This window comes from Advenella sp. S44 (assembly GCF_002810445.1).
Lineage (GTDB): Bacteria > Pseudomonadota > Gammaproteobacteria > Burkholderiales > Burkholderiaceae_B > Advenella.
On the sequence record NZ_NEXS01000003.1, the window covers coordinates 259,621 to 281,588 of the forward strand.

16 protein-coding genes are annotated in these 21,968 nt (G+C 54.5%); 9 read left to right on the forward strand and 7 right to left on the reverse strand.

Going from position 1 to position 21,968, the window contains the following annotated elements:
- Positions 1–435 precede the first annotated feature (435 nt).
- On the forward strand, positions 436–1,488 hold the full coding sequence (locus tag CAP48_RS05260) for an AraC family transcriptional regulator (protein ID WP_100694972.1): 1,053 nt from the start codon (positions 436–438) through the stop codon (positions 1,486–1,488).
- 268 nt (positions 1,489–1,756) lie between these two features.
- Here CAP48_RS05260 and CAP48_RS05270 read toward each other — a convergent pair whose 3' ends face one another.
- The 5 genes from CAP48_RS05270 to CAP48_RS05290 all read right to left on the reverse strand — a co-directional run bounded on the left by CAP48_RS05270 (position 1,757) and on the right by CAP48_RS05290 (position 10,270).
- The gene (locus tag CAP48_RS05270) at positions 1,757–2,764 is read right to left on the reverse strand and encodes a tripartite tricarboxylate transporter substrate binding protein (protein WP_100694974.1); all 1,008 of its coding nucleotides are present in this window, start codon (positions 2,762–2,764) and stop codon (positions 1,757–1,759) included.
- Positions 2,765–2,913: 149 nt separating this feature from the next.
- Complete coding sequence (locus tag CAP48_RS05275; protein WP_100694975.1) at positions 2,914–5,364, reverse strand: CoA transferase; 2,451 nt, start codon at positions 5,362–5,364, stop codon at positions 2,914–2,916.
- 33 nt (positions 5,365–5,397) lie between these two features.
- A complete protein-coding gene (locus CAP48_RS05280) occupies positions 5,398–8,715 on the reverse strand; it encodes a carboxyl transferase domain-containing protein (RefSeq protein WP_100694976.1) in 3,318 nt (1,105 codons plus the stop codon).
- 75 nt (positions 8,716–8,790) lie between these two features.
- Positions 8,791–9,231 carry a PaaI family thioesterase gene (locus tag CAP48_RS05285; protein WP_255411698.1) on the reverse strand — a complete coding sequence of 147 codons (441 nt, stop codon included), beginning with the start codon at positions 9,229–9,231 and terminating at the stop codon, positions 8,791–8,793.
- A gap of 40 nt (positions 9,232–9,271) precedes the next feature.
- A complete protein-coding gene (locus CAP48_RS05290; RefSeq protein WP_100694977.1) occupies positions 9,272–10,270 on the reverse strand; it encodes a tripartite tricarboxylate transporter substrate binding protein in 999 nt (332 codons plus the stop codon).
- A gap of 344 nt (positions 10,271–10,614) precedes the next feature.
- On the opposite strand from CAP48_RS05290, the gene CAP48_RS05295 reads away from it, so the two are divergent.
- On the forward strand, positions 10,615–11,544 hold the full coding sequence (locus tag CAP48_RS05295; RefSeq protein WP_100694978.1) for a LysR family transcriptional regulator: 930 nt from the start codon (positions 10,615–10,617) through the stop codon (positions 11,542–11,544).
- A 273-nt stretch (positions 11,545–11,817) separates the two neighbouring features.
- On the opposite strand, the gene CAP48_RS05300 is transcribed toward CAP48_RS05295, so the two are convergent.
- A complete protein-coding gene (locus tag CAP48_RS05300; RefSeq protein ID WP_100694979.1) occupies positions 11,818–12,600 on the reverse strand; it encodes a transporter substrate-binding domain-containing protein in 783 nt (260 codons plus the stop codon).
- Between the two features lie 134 nt (positions 12,601–12,734).
- Here CAP48_RS05300 and CAP48_RS05305 point away from each other — a divergent pair, with 134 nt between their 5' ends.
- The 7 genes from CAP48_RS05305 to CAP48_RS05335 all read left to right on the forward strand — a co-directional run bounded on the left by CAP48_RS05305 (position 12,735) and on the right by CAP48_RS05335 (position 19,432).
- Positions 12,735–13,232, forward strand: a complete 498-nt coding sequence (locus tag CAP48_RS05305) for a DNA-deoxyinosine glycosylase (RefSeq protein WP_100694980.1) — start codon at positions 12,735–12,737, stop codon at positions 13,230–13,232.
- Positions 13,233–13,529: 297 nt separating this feature from the next.
- Complete coding sequence (locus tag CAP48_RS05310) at positions 13,530–14,567, forward strand: ABC transporter substrate-binding protein (RefSeq protein ID WP_100694981.1); 1,038 nt, start codon at positions 13,530–13,532, stop codon at positions 14,565–14,567.
- Between the two features lie 4 nt (positions 14,568–14,571).
- Entirely contained in the window at positions 14,572–15,381 is an 810-nt protein-coding gene (locus CAP48_RS05315) for an ABC transporter ATP-binding protein (protein ID WP_100694982.1), read from the forward strand.
- A 1-nt stretch (position 15,382) separates the two neighbouring features.
- Entirely contained in the window at positions 15,383–16,177 is a 795-nt protein-coding gene (locus CAP48_RS05320; protein ID WP_100694983.1) for an ABC transporter permease, read from the forward strand.
- An 82-nt stretch (positions 16,178–16,259) separates the two neighbouring features.
- Complete coding sequence (locus tag CAP48_RS05325) at positions 16,260–17,351, forward strand: tartrate dehydrogenase (protein ID WP_100694984.1); 1,092 nt, start codon at positions 16,260–16,262, stop codon at positions 17,349–17,351.
- 34 nt (positions 17,352–17,385) lie between these two features.
- Positions 17,386–18,378, forward strand: coding sequence for an asparaginase (locus tag CAP48_RS05330; RefSeq protein WP_100694985.1), 993 nt, complete (start codon positions 17,386–17,388; stop codon positions 18,376–18,378).
- A 40-nt stretch (positions 18,379–18,418) separates the two neighbouring features.
- Positions 18,419–19,432: an aldo/keto reductase gene (locus tag CAP48_RS05335; RefSeq protein WP_100694986.1), complete on the forward strand. Its 1,014-nt coding sequence runs from the start codon at positions 18,419–18,421 to the stop codon at positions 19,430–19,432.
- Between the two features lie 37 nt (positions 19,433–19,469).
- Here CAP48_RS05335 and CAP48_RS05340 read toward each other — a convergent pair whose 3' ends face one another.
- Complete coding sequence (locus CAP48_RS05340; RefSeq protein WP_100694987.1) at positions 19,470–21,539, reverse strand: sigma-54-dependent Fis family transcriptional regulator; 2,070 nt, start codon at positions 21,537–21,539, stop codon at positions 19,470–19,472.
- Positions 21,540–21,968: the final 429 nt, after the last annotated feature.

Genomic DNA, 21,968 nt, shown 5'->3' on the forward strand with positions numbered 1-21,968 from the left:
CGGGTGGCGGCGTCTGAGCTGACGGTCTCTGATGGGCCGCTCTCTGGGGGTGACGTTCTCGTGAACGGTTTTTCGTGAATACCTTTTGCGTCAATGACGTGGCGATAATCCGCGTGATTCAAAATGCATTGTTGTCTGATACTGCATGAGACTTATAAGTTCTGTAAGCGGCGCTGCTGACGTGTCAGGCACACCCCGCTGCATGATGTCATCTCGTGCGTTCCAGCCCATTCCATTCATCCTTTCCGCCTCGCGCCGTCGCGCTGCCGCGTCGCCAAATTATCACTGTTGTGCCCTTGCGGGCTGTTGCGGCTTTGAAAAATTTGATTGAGCGCACAAATTTTATGTATTTCTGACGCTTTTGGACTATCCAGGTTTTATTCATTTGTTTCAGAATGTCGTCTTTTTCAATTTGGCATTCTGCCGGTCCTACCGATGTTTCTCAAAGATGTTGTCAATGGGCTCTGCGGGCCATTCAAACTGAATTCGGCCATGGCTGGTGCAGAGGTTACGCTGTCTTATTTCAATTCGGTCCTGCCGCAGCTCCTACCCAACACGCGGCTGCAACAAGCGACGCAAACACCTTATCCGTTCAATGCGAATCTGGCAGCCTTTCCACTTACTTCACGGGCAAGCGTGGTCTTGCTGCAGGCAGAGCCTGCCTACCTGCAATTAGCGGCGCCCGCGCCAACGGACGTTGCCGTCGCTACCGAAAAGTGGTTTCTGGTGCGTGCAGGCGAGACCGCATACTTCACGGACAATGAGAACAAATGGACATTGCGGCCAGGAGACCTGCTGCTGATTCACAGCCGCAGTCCAGCCACGCTGTGCCCTCGCACCCGGCTGGGCTGTACAATCATTGCGCTGCAGGAACACAGTGTCGGACATTGGAAAATGTTGCTCCAGCAGGCACGCACCCGGTACTTTTGCGCAGACAGTGGCTGGGCCCGGGTGTTGTCGGTGTATATGCGGGAGTTGAACGAGCGGTTCATGGACCGAATCGCCGCGGTGCCATCAGACCAGGGCGTCTGCCTGGAAACAGTTCTTTCACTGGCCGTTATGATGTTCGGACAAGCCCGGCAACTTGGGGCAGGAGAGTGGGCGTCTGATAAACGGCGGCAGGCACGATATAAACTGTACACTGACATCACAGTGTGGCTGTATTTGAATTTTGGTGAAGCTGGCCTGACAGGCCAGAAAGTCGCGCGGGAATTTCGTATTTCGGTGCGTACGCTGCACAAGCTGTTCCGCGAGTTCAACGATTCGGCATCGTTCGCCACGTTCCTGAATGATATCCGGATGCAGAACGCCAGAAACATGTTGCGTGATTCTTCGCTCGTGCATATGACTGTCGGGGATATCGGCTGGCAGTGCGGCTTTTCGGATCCGGCGCATTTTGGCAAGGTCTTCAAAAAATGCCACTCAATCACACCGCGGCAAATGCGCGATATTGCACATGGTAATGGTCAGTCCCGGGTGTCATGCTAAATGCTGTTGGCGCCGGCGTCGCATAGTCGTATTGCGCACAGGTCGCACTCCAGCAGTTATATTCAGAGCGGTTGCTTCGCACGGCCGACCCAAAACCCATTCTTCGGCCATTGGATCGTATTGCTCAATGGATATAACATGCCTCTGGTGGTGACGATGGCAACCGTCATTGTGCAAGCGCAGACGGATATTTCGATTCAGTCGTGCGCTTTGCCAAGCTGGCACGACCGATCGTTGTAGTGGTTATAGCGGCACATGATTCAGTGAATTAATCGAGAGTGATGTTCTCTCGCTTGATGACTTCAGCCAACTGCTTGGTCTCGTTCGTAATACGTGTGGCGAAATCCTTAGGGTTGGTCATGACAATGGTTCCTTGCGCACTCAACACCGTATTTGCCGCCGGGACAGACATAGCCTTCCTGGCGTGTTCGTACAATTTATCCACAATGTCGGCGGGGGTGCCTGCCGGCGCCAGCAGACCCAACCAGAACGTCACATTGATATTCGGAAAGCCCGCTTCGGCCATCGTGGGAACATCGGGCATCTGGGAAATACGTTGCATCGGCGTTACCGCAAGCGCCTTGAGCTTTCCAGCGCGAATATGTGGAACGCTGGCCAAGGTGTCGAACGAGGTATCCACTTCGCCGGCAATCACTGCCATGCTCGCCTGCGATGCAGCCTTGTACGGGACATGCGTGGCCTTGAACCCCCCGTCATTGCTCAACATTGCATACGCCAAGTGTGCGAGATTCCCTACACCGCCGGACCCGTAAGTCAGCTCAGACGGATGGTTCTTGGCAAATGCAACCAGATCCTTTACGGAGTCGATAGCGTGTTTTTTTGCCCACTCGGCGTTTACGTTCAGCACAAAAGGGGCATCCAACACTAGTGAAATTGGGGCAAAGTCCGTCGACTTGTACGGAGAATTCTTGTAAATCAACGGATTGCCGGTAATGCTGCTGCTATTTGTCGCCAATAGAGTGTAGCCGTCCGGCGCTGATCGGGCGACTTCCGTGGCACCAATGGAGCCGTTGGCCCCGCCTTTGTTTTCCACAATCACCGACTGTCCAAGAGATTTGGAAAGATTGTCGGCCAGCAGGCGAGCCATGGCATCGGTAATGGAACCCGCGGGAAAGGGGACCACGATTCGAATGAGCTTGGCAGGCCATTTTTTATCCTGGGCAAACGCCATTGTGGAACTCAACCCAAATGCTGACACTCCCGTGACGCTTGCGGCTGCAATTAGAAAATCCCTACGCGAGCTGAACATAGCCATGATATGTCTCCAAAAAGTTGACGAACAATAAAACAAAGGTTCAAGTAGCGATAGCTATTGGTAGCCCGGTACAACGCTCGCAGGGCTGACGTTTGGTGTCAATGGGAAGCCGCTACTTGAGAAAAAATCAAAAAAACATGTTGTGATTCCTAGGTTACTTTCCTCGTTGCACAGGTGCCCGTGATTCCGCGATCCTCAAGTTCCTGTTGCTGCTCCTGGGTCATTCCAAGCACTCGCCAGAAGACCTCGCGGCTGTGTTCGCCCAGGGTGGGCGCCGGGCGTACAATCCGGGTTGGACTGTCCGTCTCTCTGAACCAGGGAGTCGTAGCCAGATACTCGCCCAAATAGGCGCGAGGTATCTTCGTAAAAAAACCTCTGTGTTTCAAATGCGGATCGTTCAGAACATGCCAGACTGGCCTGACCACGCCAGCGCCAACGCCGGCCGTTTGCAGCTTTCGCATGGCAGTGTCCGCAGATCGTTGCCTGGACCAAGCGCTTATCTGAGCATCAATCAGCTGTTGCTGGGAGCGACGGCCCTTAGCGTGGTTCATCGATAAATCTGTGCGGAAGTGATGAGCATGAATGACGTTGACCAAGGCTTGCCACTGCGTTTCGTTGGTAACGCTCAGGACTAGCCACTCGTCATTGCCTGCACATGGATATACACCGTGTGGGAAAAATATGGGGTGTGCATTACCGTTTCGCGGGGTGGTTTTCCCGCAAGCGGATTGCTCGACGATGAACGAGGCGGCCATTGGGAGCATGCATTCGACTTGCGACAGGTTAACGTGCCGCCCTTTCCCCGTGCGTGCTTTTACGAATAGCGATAGGAGGGCAGCGGCGCCACCATTCCATCCGCCTATAGGATCGCCGTACGCGTACGAAGTGAGTGATGGCGGATTCTGTGGAAATCCGGTGTGATGCGGTAGGCCACTAGCCTGTTCAAGCGTACCGCCATAAGCCCGGGTGGAGCTCCACGCGTTGCCAGCGCCAAATGCGGGCATGGACACCATCACCAATTGGCTATTTACCTTGGATAGGGCGGCATAATCAAGGCCCAGCTTGGAGAGCACCTCAGTTGAATAGTTTTCTATTACGATGTCAGCAGTTTCTACCAAATCGAGTAAAACCGCGCGGCCTTCTTGGCGCGTCAAATCCAGAGTAATGCCAAGCTTGTTTCGGTTCATCAGCGCAAAGTTCGAGTTTTTTTCGTACAGTCGCTCTTGGTAAAACGCTTCGGTGTAGTGCGTCCCTCTCCACCAATCCGGATACTGAGTGCCTTCTACTTTGATGACTTCGGCGCCAAAGTCCGCAAGGGTTCGCGCAGCCAGCGGCCCTGCCCAGCCCATGGTCAAATCGATCACGCGAATTTTGCGAAGCGGCGGCACCATCACCTCTGCGGCAGTTCGATGTACTTTTAAAGCCAGCGCTTGGTCGGTGCGATAAAACAGATTGTCTGCGCCCATCGTCGGCGCAGCACCACCTGGCAACGGCCCGGCATCACCGAGCGGAAATGGAACGACTACACCTTCAAATTGGCTGTTCCCGGACGTCACAGGAACGAACGCGCCTCGCTCACGATGAACTTGCTGCGCAAGCAGTTCTTCCATTGTCGGCACGATAACAGCCGGAAATTTGGCCTTGCCAAGCTCCTCAAACCATTCATCGGCCGTCTTGGCGAGCAACGCCGGAACTAAGAATTCATCAATCTCGTCGGCATGCTTTATGCGTGTCGGTCCATTGACGAATCGCGGGTCCTGAGCATGCTGTGGATGCCCCACTGCCGAACAGAGCGCAGCCCATTGAGGGCCGGTGTGCGCGAAAATGCCAATCCAGCCTTTGCGGGTCTTGTAGATACCGCCCGGGTGCGTTGTGCAAAACCGGTTGACGCCCAGTCGCGCTTTGGGATGCCGCCCATCTTGCACCATACCGGCCTCCATCTCGACCACAGAGAAAGCGACCTCATGAATGCTAAGCACGTAGCGACGGCTTCCATCGGATTCCCCTAGCAGCGCTGAGATGGCGCTTGAGAACGCGCCGATGCCTGCAACAATTTCAGTCTGTACATCGTGCGGTAGATGGGGCGGCCCTTCCACCGCGCCGCTACCGTAAACCGCACCGGCCAAGGCGCGGCAAACCGCGGGCGTTCCCACGAAATCGCTGTACGGACCGCTTTCACCGAACCAGGTCAAACACACTTCAATCGGCACGTTTTCGCGGTTCTCCGCTACTCTAGCGCCATAAACAGGGCGCTTCAGCACCTCAATGCCTTCATCTAGCGCTCTGGCGTCAAGAACCACGTCGCAGGTTTTCGCCAGTCGAGACAACCAGGCGTGTTCCTCAAAACGTTTGCCTCCCAACGTGACGTTGCGTTTATTTGTGTTGAGCCAGGCGTTCAACGCGCTTTGCGATTCGGTGTCTGAACTTGTCAGTAGCGGGGGAACGGCCCGGAGCGGATCTCCTTCGGAATCCTCCACCTTGATGACCTCGGCGCCAAAATCCGCAAAAATTTTGCCTGCATAAGCTAACGCCGCGCCACTGCCGATCTCCAGGACGCGCAGTCCTGCTAGAGCAAGCTGTCTGTCAGGTTCGTGCTTCATCACAGTCTGTTCCCTTGTATTTGTATGCCATGTTTACCAGGTGTCGACAAAGGATCGACGGGGACGAGCCGCGCGCAACGGTGCGGAAGCGATGCCTTGACGAATCCATGTGCGCGTTTCGGCGGGATCGATGACTGCGTCTATCTCAGTGGTGGACGCAACGTTAATAGCATGACCACGTTCATATGCACGTGCTACCAATTGATCGTAAAGCGCTTGTCGTTCTGGCCCTTCAGGAACGTTTTCGAGTTCTTTTTTGAAGCCCAGGCGGATTGAGCCTTCCAATCCCATCGGCCCAAATTCTCCTGTTGGCCAAGACACCGAGCAGCTGGTGCAACGAAAACCACCGCCTGCCATGGCCATCGCCCCAAGTCCATAGCCCTTTCGCAGCGCAATGGCCAGGATTGATACACGCAATTTGGCTGCCGTTACAAACATACGCGATACGTGGCGCACCTGGGCCTTCGCTTCTTCGTCGGGACCCACCATGAATCCGGGAGTATCGATCAGCGAAATGATCGGAAGGCCATGTACATCACAAAGATTCATAAATCGGGCCGCCTTGTCCGCCGCATCGGCGTCAATGGCACCGCCCAAATGATGCGGGTTATTGGCGATGATGCCCACCGGTTGGCCTTCGACACGCGCAAGCGCTGTATGCATGCCATGTCCGAAGCCCGAACGAAGCATCAATACACTGCCCATGTCGGCAATGCCTTCAATGACACGACGACTGTCGTAGACCCGTAAACGATTTTCCGGGACCATGTGGCGAAGTTCCAGCGGATTGGGCGCTGACCAGTCTTTTGTTCTACCCTGAAACATTGAAAGATAATGTTTCGCAACCGTAACGGCATGCGCCTCGTTGTCCACGAGGATATCGATGACACCGTTCGCAAATTGCACGCTCGCCGGGCCGACCTCTTCAGGCTTGAATATGCCCAGGCCGCCGCCCTCAATCATCGCGGGCCCGGCCATTCCGATATTGGAATTCTTGTCGGCGATGATGACGTCACATACGCCCAGAAATGCAGCGTTGCCAGCAAAACATCGACCTGACACGATACCCAGCAGTGGAACTTCGCCGCTGAGTTCCGCCAAGGCCGCAAATGAAGGCTGGTACAACCCGGACACAAATGGGAAATCCACGTCTCCAGGGCGGCCGCCCCCGCCTTCAGCGAATAGTACAAGCGGCATCTCGTCACGGCGTGCACGCTCGACCAGACGATCGGTCTTGATGTGATTGCGCTTTCCCTGCGTGCCTGCCAGAACTGTTGCATCATAGGCCATCACTGCACTTAGGGAGCGTTCATAACCGAACTGGGCACCGTTGATGTTGCCAATACCCGTGACGATACCGTCAGCCGGTGTGTTGACAATCAAATCCTCTTTTGTGCGACGACTTGCCTGTGCGGCCACGACTAATGCGCCATACTCGACAAACGAACCGTCATCACACAGATCAGCAAGGTTTTCGCGGGCTGTTCGTTGTCCGCGTCCGCGCCGCTTTGCCACTGCGTCAGGGCGAGCGTCGTCGTACAGAATGGCATGGCGATCAAGTACGGCTTGCAAATCTGCGCGGATGGTCGTCAAATCGACCGTTTCAACGGCCAGCTCTGCGTCTGTACCGTCCAACGCCTGTTCCAGCACCACGAGGATATCGCCCTCAGCCGTCTGGCTGCCGTTATCTGCCCGTATTTCCGCGACACGTCCATTGAATTCAGCTACCACGGAGTGTTCCATCTTCATCGCTTCGATGACCGCAATGGGCTGGCCTTTCAGGACCGTATCGCCTGTTTGAACCGACACGTCGATAATACGTCCGCTCAGTGGCGCGCAGCAGGCAACGAGCCCTTCGGCAAGGTCTTCGTGTACGATATTTTTCGCTATTGGCGACGAGGCGGTGGTGGGAACCGTCTCGCTAATGAGCTGATTCTGCGCCTCTTGCTCAATCGCGAGTGCAGACGCAGCAGCAATCAATTCCCCAAGAATCGATTCGATATAACGGGTATGGTTTTTTTGATAGAGAAAATCATCGCGATCGACAAGTGCCTTAAGTAAATGAATGTTTGTCGAAACACCCGTAATCCTGAACTCAGCCAAACTGCGTCGCAAGCGCCTGACAACGTGTGAAAAATCATCACTGTTGCTCGACACAATCAACTTGGCTAACAGCGTATCGAACGCCGGCGCCGGACAGTAGCCGCTATAGGCATGCGTATCCACTCGCACATCAGGGCCTGTGGGCGGATCAAAACACGCCAGAGGACCGTGTGCCGGTCGTGTCAAGCCATTGGCGTGCGTCGACTCTGCCGTCACTCGTACTTGAATCGCATAGCCCTTTGTCTTTGGGGAAGTCGCAGGATCCAGTCCCAACGATTTGAGACTCTTTCCTTGTGCAATGCCGATTTGCAGCATGACCAGATCGACCCCGGTGACTTGTTCGGTGATTGTGTGCTCGACTTGAAGTCTGGGATTGGCCTCGATGAAAACGAAATCTGTTTGTACGCCGCTTTCATTTTCTTCAACGAGAAATTCAAACGTACCAAGACTGCGATATTTCACCGTTGAGGCCAGTTTGCTTGCTGCGGCAAGAATGTCTGTTCGCAATTGGGTCTGCAGAACAGGGCTCGGCGCTATTTCAACCACTTTCTGGAACCGGCGCTGCAAGGTGCAATCGCGCTCGCCGAGCGCAACGACATGTGATCCGTCCCCCACAATTTGCACCTCGATATGACGCGCGCGGTTTACCAAGCGTTCCGCGTAAAGGGTATCTACCCCAAATGCGGACATCGCCTCCGAGCGGCAGCGAGCATAGAGTTCAGGGATTTGATCTCTGGATTTTACGACGCGCATGCCGCGACCTCCGCCACCGCCAACCGCCTTGATGACGATGCCAACGCCGCCCTGCTCATCGAAGAATTGCGCAATGTCATCCAGGGTGGCGCCTCCATGGGTAGCTGGCATCACAGGTACGCCGCACTCCCTGGCTAGTTTCAATGCGCTGCCCTTGTCTCCGAACAAAGCCAGTTGCGTGACTTCTGGACCAATGAAGGTAATACCTGCAGCAGCGCACGCTTGAGCAAAATCTGGCCGCTCGCTCAGAAAACCGTAGCCGGGGTGAATGGCATCGCAGCTTTCACTTTTTGCGACAGCGATAATGGCATCGATATCGATATATGCGCCGGGACCCGCTGCATCCAATGCGACAGATGAGTCCGCAAGGATTCGGTGTCGTGAACTGGAGTCATCGCTTGAATAAATCGCGACGCTTTGCAGCCCCAGATCACGTATGGCGCGAAGAATACGAACAGCAATTTCGCCACGATTGGCAACCAATATTTTCTTCATGATTTCCTGATGTCTTGTCTTAATAATGCTCTTGCTCAACGCTGGAATTTGCACGTCAGAGGCTAAGTAAGAAATTTACCGGTTTCTCGGTACCAGTCTGAAGACAGCACGCGCAGCAGCCAATACCACGCCATTGCCGTTCTGGACTTCGCCCTCGCAAAACGCAATACTTCTGCCTCGCCGCTTGCAGGTGGCAATAATGTCTACGTCTGATGTGGCAGGCTCATAAAAATGGGTCGACATATCAATTGTTGCTGCCCCGACATTGAGCGGGTCGTGCGCTCGCGCCACGACACTCAATGTGAAGTCCAGTGCACTCATCAACGCACCGCCGTGAATGTCACCGCGACTATTGACAAGGTCGCAGTTCAATTTCAAGTGTGTACGGCAATAACCACCTTCCAGACTGATGCTTTGCAGGCCAATATGGGTCATGAATGGCACATCAATCCCAAAATGTCCCAATTGACATTCATCGACTTCTATAGACGACGGCTGATTTTTTACACTGTTCAAACTTGAATCCTCTAACGTGTGCTTAAAGATAAATCATGGGTCATTGTGCGGTCACATGCGCCTTGTCCACGACCTGCTGCCACTTATCGAGTTCTGCATGAATAAACTCTGTAACCTGAGTCGGTGCTAACTGCACGGGAATAGAGTTGTTGTCGGTCAACCATTTCACATTCCGTTGTGCAGCATTGGCCTGTTGGGCGACGTTATTGAGCTTGGTGACTATTTCCTCTGGCAAGCCGGGCGGCCCAAACAGTCCAACCCAAGCTTGAGACTCATAGCTGGGATATCCGGATTCAGCAATGGTGGGGATGCTTGGCAATGAAGGCAATTGCTGCTTTGATGTCACCGCCAGTGCCTTGGCCTTGCCGTTTTGAATAAATGCTGAAGCAGATGTCGCGTCCAGGAATGCAGACGGAATCTGCGCACCAACGAGGTCCGTTGCAGCGGGAGCAGCGCCTTTGTAGGGGATATGGCGCAGGTTTGCACCGGTTACGAGTTTGAATAGTTCGCCCGACAAGTGTGCAGAGCCGCCCACGCCACTTGAGCCAAAGGCGAGGCCTCCCGGCTGTTTTTTCGCATAATTGACGAATTCCTTTACGGTGTTTACGGGTGAATCGGCCGGTACCAATAACACGTTAGGCGCAAGCGCCAGGATCGCTATGTTTGAGAAATCAATCTTTGGATCATAAGGAAGATCCGGTTGCAATGCCGGGTAAATAACGTGCTGCGTAGCCGTTACCAATAGCGTATATCCGTCGGGTTTCTCACGCGCAACCACCGCGCTACCTATTTGCCCACTTGCACCAGCTTTGTTCTGAACGACCACGGTGGTGTTCAGCGCACTGCCCAGATCAAGCGCCAGGCGACGTGCAATCAAGTCTGTGAATCCGCCGGGAGCGAACGGCACAACGATGTTAATGGGTTTCTCTTTCGGCCATTCCGCAGCAGAGGCGCTATTTGAAAAGCCCAACGTCGATGCAATGATAAGCATCGGAAAGACTGAGAACACTCGGCGGTTCGGTTTGTAACTGGTCAGCATTTTGTCTCCGTAAATTTTGCCCTCATTCACCGTTATATTTGTTAATAACGACGCTGGAGCGTTTTTATTGAATGCTCAACTTCTGACTGATACCGTTTGCCCTAGCCGTTACATCACAAAGAGCCGGTGTTGCCCCTTAGAAACCTTGGATCACATGGCAGCAGTGTGGCTGGATGCGGGCTAGCGCTAACCGAATCTCTTTGACAACAAATCATGGTTTGTCGTGCTCATGGGCATGGTATTCAGTGGTGTAATAGTAATTTCCATACTTCTGTGACACAATTCACATCTTTCTCTAACAGCTATAGCGGTTCGGCATAGATCTCAATCGGGGTGAACTGACGATGGACTTAAGACAACTTCGGACCATCTTGGCTATTGCCGAAACGGGGAGTCTGACTAAAGCTGCTGAGCTTCTTCACGTCGTTCAGCCGGCGTTATCCAGACAATTGAAGCAGCTGGAGGATGAACTGGGTACCCCATTGTTTGAAAGAAACCGTCTCGGAATGGTGCTGACGGTTCCCGGTCGCCGCTTTGTTGACCAGGTGCGGGTTTCATTAAAGGGACTTAATCACGCGAAGGCTGAGATTGGAGCGGCCGCGGCGAATTTGATGGGGTCAGTCGCTGTTGGTATGCTGCCAGGTCTTGCCGCGGCGCTGGCCGGACCACTGGTCACGTCTTTGCGCCGGCAATACCCGGATTTGAAAGTTCGAATCGCTACCGGTTTCTCGGATTTCCTGCAGGACGGCCTTGAAGACGGCAAGCTGGACATTTGCCTGATGGGCGACTACCTGCAATCCGAGATGCTCCTGACGTCCCCCGTTTTTCGCGAACCCATTTACGTTGTCGGCTTACCCGCTTGCGGATTATCACAATTGCACCCCGTCACCCTTGCAGAAGTTGCAAAGAGACCCATGGTGGTTCCTGAAGCGCAGAGTCTTCGCAATGCTATTGACCGTGCGTGCACCATCATTGGGGTGAACCTGAATCTGGTGGCTGAATCAGATAGTACCGCCGTCATTCTCGACCTGGTTGAGCGTGGCGTAGGTTATACCATCCTGCCGGTCATGCCGATTACTCCTATGCTGAAGGCCAGGCGCATCGTGGGCGCACCTATCATCAGTCCTCACCTTCGCCGGACCGTGATTATCGGCAGCCCGGTAATCAATCGCAATCCGCATACGGTCAGCGCACTTCAAGGAGAACTTATCGGCTTGCTTCGGCCGTACGTTCAGCAATTTAGATGCGTGGGTGTGGAGTGGCTGGCTGATTGATATGCCATGCTGCTGAAGCAGTGTGTCAATCTGGGTCTGGCAAGCCGGAGCCCGACAGATGACGTTGACGCTATCGGTCCGCGCTTGCGGGTTCGCCGATAGGGGCGCATGTCGGCAAGACTGCCCAAAAAAAGATTCGATCATCTCCGCGCAAATGCGGGATATTGTGCGCGGCGATGATGAATCCGGATGTCATATTAAGTGTTGCTCTCGTCGACAGCTACACGACACGCACTTTGAAGTAGTTATTTTCAGCACGGTCACTCAGCGCAGTTACTTCGCCGGATCGGCCGGAATCCATTTTTCGGCCATTTGATCGTACTGGCCACTGGCTTTGAGCAGGTGCATCCACTGGTCCACATATAGTTTGAAGCGTATGTCGTTGTCAGGGATCAGATAGCCCATTTCGGCGTATTGCAGTGGCTGCTCGGGATTGACGGCACACAGTTTCGGATTCAGTTTACTTTGCACACGGGCCTCGGCTGCCTCGGTCACAAATGCATCTGCGCTGCCGTTGGCCACTTCATCAAAAATGGTCAGATTGTCCTTATGCATGGTCAGCGACGCATTGGGCAGCATGGTGCGCGCAAATTTCTCGTTGCTGCCACCAGGGTTGGCCACTATCTTTACCTCTGCACGATTGAGAGCTTCGATACTTTGGTACTTTTCCTTATCTTCGCAACGGACAATCGGTGTTTTTCCGTTCACCATATAGGGCGCGCTGAAAAACGCCTGTCTTTGGCGTTCCGTGGACACGGAAATGCCGCCTGCGCCGATATCACATTTGTCTGATGTGAAATCGCTCATCAGATTCGACCAACTGGTCTTGACAATATTCATTTTGGCGCCCAAAGATTCGGCCAGCGCATTCATCAGATCAATATCCAGGCCTTCGAAATGCCCGTCCTTGTCAAAGCTGAAGGGTTTGTAATCGCCTGGCGTACACACGCGCAGGACCTTGCTGTCCGTGACTTGTTTGAGGGTGTTGGGCGCAGTCTGTGCCAGCAGCGATAACGGAAAGGTGCAGAGCAGGGCAGCAAGCAGGGTCTTTTTCATGGTCGATCTCCAAAGACAAGGAAAAGGGAAAAAAAACAGCAAGTGTGGCGCAATATTGCCTGCAGCACAATCAGGCTTATCCCAATATGCGGGTACACTAGCTGGTGTATGTTTAACATTCACGATTGAAAACAATGAGTTCTTCGCCCTGGCTTACCGGTTTTGCGCCCATTCACTCACCGCATATCACACATCTGATACTGGGCAGTTTCCCATCGGAAGCCTCGCTTTCGCGTCAGGGTTATTACGGACATCCGCAAAACCAGTTCTGGCGCCTGATGGGGGCGATTCTGGGGGAGCCCATGGCGACGCTGGATTATCAGACACGTACGGAAATTCTGTTGGCCAATCGGATCGGGCTTTGGGACGTCTATTCCGGCTGCGAGCGCATTGGCAGCCTGGACAGTGCGATTCGTCGGGGACAGCTCAATCCGCTGCATGTTTTGTTTGAAATGGCGCCCGCGCTGCGCCATGTCGGCTTCAATGGCAAGGCTGCAGCAAAAGCGGGGCAGGCGCATATTCCGTCTCATATCCGCGCGCAGACACTACCCTCGAGCAGCCCTGCTTACACGCTTGCCTTTGATGCCAAGCTGCAGCAGTGGCGACAGTTTTTCAGCCACGATCAGGCATGACACAATTGCAAGTCGCGCCGTCGTATCCGGGACCGCGGCGCGGGGAGTATCTGGTATGCCCTTAGTAATAATCACGACTGTCGTCTCACTATAGGGTTCTGATACAATAGCCCGGTTCGCCGCTGTGCAAATCAGCGCTGTTGTCCGGTCGCAGACAGGCTGCTGTTCTTTGCCTTGCTGTGTTGTTGTGTTTACCGGTATGGTGCACGGGAGCGATTCGGGCTGTCCCAAACGGAACAACGCAATGGCAGTCGTAATATTTCAACCATCTCAAGAAGAAAAATCAAGGAGCATCACATGAGTCTGTCACGTCGTCATTTACTGAAGGCCGCCGGTCTGACCGGGCTGGCAACCGCCTGGCCTGGCATCGGCCTGGCCCAGAATGCACCGAAGCTGGAAAAAACCGATGTGTCCATTGCTGTGGGTGGCAAGGGCCTGGTGTACTATCTGCCGCTGACTATTGCAGAGCAAAAGGGCTTTTTCAAAGAAGAAGGGCTCAATGTCAAGATTGCCGATTTCGCCGGGGGCTCCAAAGCCTTGCAGGCTGTGGTCGGTGGCAGCGCCGATGTCTGCTCGGGCGCGTTCGAACATACCATTAACCTGCAGTCCAAGAAACAATATTTCCGTGCGTTCGTGCTCCAGGGCCGCGCCCCCATGATCGTACTGGCCGGCAGCAAGAAAACGATGGCTGGGTACAAGTCGCCGGCCGATCTCAAAGGCAAGAAAATCGGCGTCACGGCGCCCGGTTCGTCCACGAATATGCTGGTGAGCTTTTTCCTGGCCCAGCACGGGCTGAAAGATTCTGATGTGTCCATTATTGGCGTGGGCGGTGGTGCCGGTGCGGTCAGCGCGCTGCGTGCCGGACAAGTCGATGCGCTTAGCAACCTGGATCCGGTCATCAGTCTGCTCGATGGCACCGGCGATATCTTTACCATTGCCGATACCCGGACCATGAAAGATACGCAAACAATTTTTGGCGGTCCTATGCCCGCCGGCTGCCTGTATACGTCGCAATCCTATATCGATCAAAATCCCGGTACGGTCCAGGCTTTGACCAATGCCATGGTCAAAGCCGACAAATGGATTCAGACAGCCGGTGCGGAAGAAATCATGAAAACGGTCCCCAAAAATTATTTGTTGGGCGATCCCGATGTCTACAAGCTGGCCCTGACCAAAAGTTTTGAGGGATTATCGCCAGATGGCAGGATTGATCCCAAAGGCGCCGAAACGTCCCTGAAAGCACTGTCAGTCTATATTGCCGGCTTCAAGGCAGACCAGATTGATCTGTCCAAATGCTGGACCAATGAATTTACCGATAAATCCGCAAAAGCCTGACAACATGACTGATGCTGCTTTAAGCCTGGACAATATCACCTGCACGTTTGTCTCTAAAGACAACCGCGACCAGAAATACACCGCAGTGCGGGAGGCGACGCTGCATATCGCGCCCGGCGAGTTCGTCTCCGTAGTGGGACCCACTGGCTGTGGTAAGTCCACGCTGCTCAATGTAGGGGCAGGCCTGCTTGCCCCCTCATCGGGGCAGGTGCGGGTGTTTGGCGAGCCCCTGACCGGGATAAATAAGCGGGCAGGCTATATGTTCCAGGGCGAAGCCTTGCTGCCGTGGCGCAATGCGCTGGACAATGTGACTGCCGGTCTGGAGTTTGCAGGTACCGACAAGCAACAGGCCAAGCAGCTGGGGCTGGACTGGCTGCGTCGCGTGGGACTGTCCCAGGCCGAGTACAAGTTCCCTCACCAGATGTCCGGCGGCATGCGCAAGCGCGTCATGCTGGCCCAAACCCTTATTCGCGATCCCGATATCATTCTCATGGACGAGCCGTTTTCGGCGCTGGACGTGCAGACTCGTCAGCTCATGGAAAATGAAGTGCTCGATATCTGGATGAAGCAGCGCAAGGCAGTGCTCTTTATTACCCACGACCTGGACGAGGCAATCGCCATGAGCGACCGCGTGGTCGTACTCTCGGCGGGCCCGGGAACCCATATCATGGGCGAGTTCCACATCGATCTGCCGCGTCCGCGCGACGTGGCCGAGGTTCGTGCTCACCCGCGCTTTGTTGAACTTCACCAGGCCATCTGGAGCGTGCTGCGTGATGAGGTTCTCAAAGGCTACGATCAACAGAAACGGAAGTAATATGTGGAACTCGCTTAAACCTTCACCCAGAAATTATCGTGCATGGCAGTTACTGATTGTCGTCGTGCTGCTTGGGTCCTGGTACTTCATTACCCTGAACGATACGGCCGCGTTCTTTTTTGGCCAACCGCTGGGTGTGGCCGAGGTCATCTGGAACTGGTTCATCGTCAATGCCGATATCTACAGACATTTGGGAATCACGCTGATTGAAACCCTGCTGGCCTTTTTCCTTGGTACCGTGTCCGGCATGGCCTTCGGCCTGTGGCTTGGGCTTTCCCGTACCGCCAGCCTGGTGCTCGACCCATTCCTGACTGCCCTGAACTCCATGCCGCGGGTCATTCTTGCGCCTATTTTCGCCATGTGGTTCGGGCTGGGTATCGGATCCAAGGTCGCGCTGGCGTTTACGCTGGTATTTTTTATCGTGTTCTTCAACGTGTTCCAGGGAATTCGAGAAGTGAGCCCCACGCTGCTCGATAACGCGCGCATGCTGGGCGCCAATCGTCGCCAGTTGCTGCGTCACGTCTATATTCCTTCGGCAACCAGCTGGGTATTTTCCAGTTTGCACGCTTCCGTCGGCCTGGCCTTCGTGGGTGCGGTCGTGGGCGAATACCTGGGTTCAGCCAGTGGTGTAGGCTATCTGATCCTGCAGGCCGAAGGCACATTCGATATCAATACCGTGGTCGCAGGCATTATTGTGCTGACCGTATTTGCCCTTATTCTGGACGGCATCGTCAGTATTACCGAGAAGTACGCCCTGACCTGGCGTCCGGCAGCCGGCGAAACCGAAAAGCTGTAACCATTTGTCCCGGGACGCACCCGGGGCAATCGCCTCACTATCTTCAACACATCGGGCGTTGCATCGCCAGGAATTTGCACTCATGAAAAAACAGATCAAAATCGCCGCTATACCCGGAGACGGTATCGGTACGGAAGTCATGCCAGAGGGACTGCGGGTTCTGCAGGCCGCAAACGAAAAATTCGGTCTGAACATGGCGGTTACCGAATTTGAGTGGGCCAGTTGCGATTACTATGAAAAGCACGGGCAGATGATGCCCGATGACTGGTTCGAGACGCTTAAATCTTTTGATGCGATTTATTTCGGCGCCGTCGGCTGGCCTGACAAAGTGCCCGATCATATTTCCCTGTGGGGCTCCCTGCTCAAGTTCCGTCGAGAGTTCGACCAGTACGTGAATTTGCGGCCTGTTCGGCTGATGCCCGGCGTGCCGTGTCCACTGGCCAATCGCAAGCCGGGCGACATTGACTTTCTGGTGGTGCGCGAGAATACCGAAGGCGAATACTCTTCAGTGGGTGGCAAGATTTTTGAAGGCACCGACAGGGAAGTGGTGCTGCAGGAGTCCGTTTTTACGCGCAAGGGCGTTGACCGCATTCTTAAATATGGCTTTGAACTGGCCAGCAAGCGCGAGCGCAAGACGCTCACAGCCGCGACCAAGTCCAATGGCATTTCAATCAGCATGCCTTACTGGGATGAGCGCGTTGTGGAGATGGCCAAGCAGTACCCTGACGTGAAATGGGACAAACAACATATTGACATCCTGAGCGCGCGCTTTGTGCTGCAACCTGATCGCTTTGACGTCGTGGTCGCCTCGAATCTGTTCGGCGATATTCTGTCTGATCTGGGACCTGCATGCACCGGCACAATTGGTATTGCTCCGTCAGCAAACCTCAATCCCGAACGTGATTTTCCATCGCTGTTCGAACCCGTCCATGGTTCCGCGCCGGATATTTTTGGCAAGAACATTGCCAATCCGGTCGCCATGATCTGGTCGGGCGCCATGATGCTTGAGTTTTTTGCGGCAGATAATCCGAACGCTCAGAAAGCGGCAGACGTCATTATGCAAGCGGTGGAAGAAACCCTGCTCAACGGGCCCAAAACACCAGATCTTGGCGGTGTAGCAGGAACTACCGAAATGGGTAAAGCCATTGCGCAGTTGGTTGCCAGTCAGGATTAAACGGCGTCAGCTATAAAAAATCGGTGTAAGCAGCATGAACGACAAACCCACGATTTCCATTGGTGCCCTGGGAGGCACGATCAGCATGACAGGCACGCCAGGCGAGCAGGGAGTCACGTCCAGCCTAGGCGCGCGCGAGCTTGCTGAATCGGTGCCGGGACTCGACCAGGTAGCAACACTTAAATTGCATACCCTGGCCAGAATCGGCAGTGGCTCCATCCGCTTTGCGCATTTGTTTGATACGTTGGCATGGGCCCGGCAACAGGTACTTGAGGGCTCGCAGGGTGTCGTGATTACCCAGGGCACCGATACATTGGAAGAAACGGCCTTTTTGCTGGATTTATTCTGGAACTGCCGCGAGCCGCTGGTATTGATGGGCGCCATGCGCAATCCGCAAATGCCGGGCGCCGACGGTAGCGCCAATTTGCTGGCCGCGGTCCAGGTAGCCGCCGATCAGGGCAGTCGCGGTCGGGGCGCGTTGGTGGTCATGAATGACGATATTCACGAGGCCCGACGCGTGCGAAAAATGCACACGACCCGTGTAAACGCCTTTGAATCGCCGGTTGTCGGCCCCGTTGGCGTGATCCAGGAAGGTGACGTACAGTATCTGCGGAATACGCCCGAGACAGAGCGACTGCCGGTGCCATCTGCGTACCGCGGCAAGGTATTGTTGCTTGAACACAGTCTTGATGATGACCCGGATCTTGTTTCCTACGCGCTCAAGGCGGGTTATGTCGCGATTGTCGTTGCCGGCTTTGGGTCCGGACATGCGTCGGAACGCATGCGCGACGCGCTGGTCGCCGCCGCGGCGCAGGTGCCTGTCATTATGTGTAGTCGCACCGGCGCGGGCAGCACTACGAGAGCAGTGTACGGGTATAAAGGGGCAGAAATTGACCTCCAACAGCACGGAATTCTGATGGGCGGCTGGTTGTGTCCGCGCAAGGTCCGGTTACTGCTTAGTGCCGCGCTATGGAACGATTTCGACCGCCATGCAATAAGCCAGTTGCTGCAAGCATGGTCACAATAACAGTCAGTTTATTTCCAATGAAGTTGGACGAGGAGATGTGATGTTGTATCGGTATTTGGGTAAAAGCGGTTTGAGCATATCTCCGCTCACTTTAGGGACGATGATGTTTGGCGGACAAACGGATGAAGCGCAGGCGCACCGGATTATTCACGACGCGCGTGAAAAGGGCATCAATTCCATTGACACCGCCGACATCTACAATGGGGGTGAGTCCGAGCGCGTGCTGGGGCGTGCGCTTAACGGCAATCGCGATGACTGGGTCTTGGCGACCAAGCTGGGCAATCCCGCAGGGAAGGGTCCCAATGAACAGGGCATCTCCCGCAAGTGGATTATGCAGTCGGTCGAAGCCAGCCTGAAGCGACTCGGCACCGACTATATCGACATCCTTTACATGCATCGTGAAATCCCGAACGAACCGCTAGGCGAGGCGATACGTGCGATTGCCGACCTGATTAGGCAGGGCAAGCTGCGGTATTTTGGTGTCTCTAATTTCCGTGGCTGGAAAATCGCAGATACCGTCAGGCTGGCCGATGAGTTGGGTATAGATCGTCCGGTAGCCAGTCAGCCACTATACAACCTGGTGACACGCAATGCCGAGCTGGAACAGTTGCCTGCTGCTGCGAACTACGGCATCGGTGTTATTTCGTACAGTCCATTGGCCCGTGGCGTACTGACCGGCAAGTACGAGGTGGATGCGCCTGCTCCGCCTGATTCACGTGCGGGGCGTGGCGATAAACGTATCCAGCAAACCGAGTTTCGCCCGGAATCCCTGCGCGTGGCACAAAAAATCAAGGCGCATGCCCAGGCGCAAGGCATATCGACGGCCGATTTTGCCTTGGCGTGGGTGTTGAATAATGAATACGTGACCTCGGCCATTGTGGGGCCGCGTACGTTTGAACAGTGGCAATCCTATCTGAACGGCTTGGAATACCAGTTGACCGAAGAAGACGAGGCGCTGGTCGATACACTGGTTACCCCCGGGCACGCATCCACACCCGGCTACAACGATCCGGGACATCCGGTGCGCGGTCGCGAGCCAAGACGTCGCGGGTAAAGCGTCACGAGATCTCGCCACACACGCAAAGGTGGCACTAATGCGTGTGGCGATCCTGTCGCGTTTTTTGCAATTGGTCAATGAGCCCCAGTTTATTTAGTTTCGCATACAGGGTGCTTTTTGCGATACCCAGTTCCCGAGCTACGAGGGTGAGGTTTCCGCTACAGGATTGGAGCATATGTTGGATCACCTGAGATTCGTTGGCCTTAAGCTTTCCGAGGGTGGTCGTGGCCGTTGGCGTAGCCATGAGCCCATTGCCCGGTGGAACAGCTTGCATATGCGCTGGCAGGTCTTTGACATGCAGGACGCAAGACGGGGACGTGAGGTACATGCTTTCGATGGTATTGCGCAGTTCGCGGATATTGCCAGGCCACCGATATTGGCATAGCAATGCCATAGCGTCATCCGATATCGTTTTCGCTTCCATACCATATTGAGCGCTAAGGCGTTGCAGCAGATGCCGTGCCAGTAACGGAATATCTTCGGCGATGTCGCGCAATGCAGGCAACAGGATGTTTGTGACCGAGATGCGATAATACAGATCTTCACGGAAACGACCTTCGGCCACTTCGCGCTGCAGGTTTCGATGGGTGGCAGCAATCAGTTTGAATTGAACTTTTCGTGGCCTTGTTTCTCCGATACGGTAGATTTCTCCTTCTTCCAGCAGGCGCAATAAATGAGGCTGCAGCCCCAGTGGCATCTCGCCAATTTCATCAAGAAACAGCGTGCCGCCGTGTGCTGCTTCAGCCTTGCCGATCATTCCACCCTTGCGAGCGCCGGTAAATGCCCCATCGACATAGCCAAACAATTCACTTGCCAGCAGATCGGCGGACATGGCCCCACAGTTGATGGCGACAAAAGGGCGGAGCACGCTCTTAGCTGCATCCGCTTTGGAAGCAGCAGCACTTGCATTTTCTGCAAACTGATGCATGGCACGAACCATATTTTCCTTGCCCACGCCGGTCTCGCCCAGTAGCAGCACGGATACGTTTGTTATTGCCAGGCGTCGCGCTTTGTCGATCGCATCGCGCAGTGGCGGCGCATTTCCGATGATGCGATGAAACGGATCCGGACCCGACAGTCCGTCTTGCGACGTACGAGCCGGTGGCTTGCGACATGACTGGACATATTGAAGTCTGCTACTGCTACGCGGCAGGGTCAGGATCGAGCCGATTTTTGAGCCGTCTGCCTGGACGGTTTCAACGCAGTCCGGGTCCAGCCAATCCGGCATGGGCGGATTCCCGTCGGGCTCAGGCATCCTGATGTTCAGCGCGGCGATAGGCGACATCAGGTTAAGATCTGCACCGATGCCTTGGTCACGCAGCATATCTCTGGCGTGTTGATTGAGCTGGAATGGGCGTCCGTGTCTGTCGACGATGATGATGCCATCCTGAGTACGGGAAAACCGGTCAAGACCGAGTTCGAGTAGCTGGTTCCGAAAATACAATTCTTGCTTGCACAGCAGATTCTCGATATGACTGGCCGTGTTTACCACAAGCGCCAGACTGTTGGGCGTGTACGTTTCCTGCAGGCCGGAAATATCGATCGCGCCCAGTATGCGTCCATCCAGCGGATTGCGGATCACCGCCGCAGCGCAGGTCCATGTTTTGACCTGGGTACAGAAATGTTCAGCCGAATGAATTTGTACCGGCATGCCGGTTGCAAGTGCAGTCCCAATGGCATTGGTTCCCGAAAGCAACTCATTCCAGTTCTGGCCGGAAGTCAGCGATATGTTCTCGGCTGCCCTTTGGGTGCAGCTGTCGCCTTCGACAGAGAGAATGACGCCTTGCGGATCAGTCAGAATCATAACCGTGCCGGTTTGGTCAAGAACGTCTTTAGCCTGTTGCATGACTGGACGGCAACTGTTCAGCAGTTCGGCATGCCGTTCACGCAATTTTAGAAAAGAGCCACTATCCAGGGCGGGTGGCGTCGCTGGCTGGAACGGGTCAATTTGCGCATGCAGGCACCGTTGCCACGAGTCTGTGACAAGACGACGTAGAGCATCTGACTCGCACGGGCCGCCGTGAACAATGCGCTCCCAGACACGCATGATAACGTCGTTGTTTTTTGGGTCGGATAGCCGTTGTGATCTCTCTGTGTTGATCATATTGTCTCCCGCTGTACATTCCTACTTTTACAACCTTTGGCCGTTTTTTGCCGCATCTGGCGCGCTACTGCCTGCTCGCGGGCCGGCTTCCCCTTCACCGCAAGAAAGCCACGGAATCCGCCCGCAAGGAATTGGGTCGTATTGCCACAATATATCGTTGCCGTCCTTGCTATTGCAATATACGGAAAACCGCTGGGCCTGGCTTTTGCTGGAAGGCAAATTCATTTTTTGTCGTGCTGCTGTTACCGAAGCGTGTTGCTGCTTCGTTCAAAATTCGTACGTTGTTGTACGGTGTCGGACGGTATTCGAACGCTTTGCACTGCACTTTTCTATTCGTATAAACACTAGGAAAAACGAACGACGAAAAATTTTTTCAAGAAAATCAACCTATTGAAAGCTGCAAAAAAAGCTGGCCCGAAAATTGCTTTA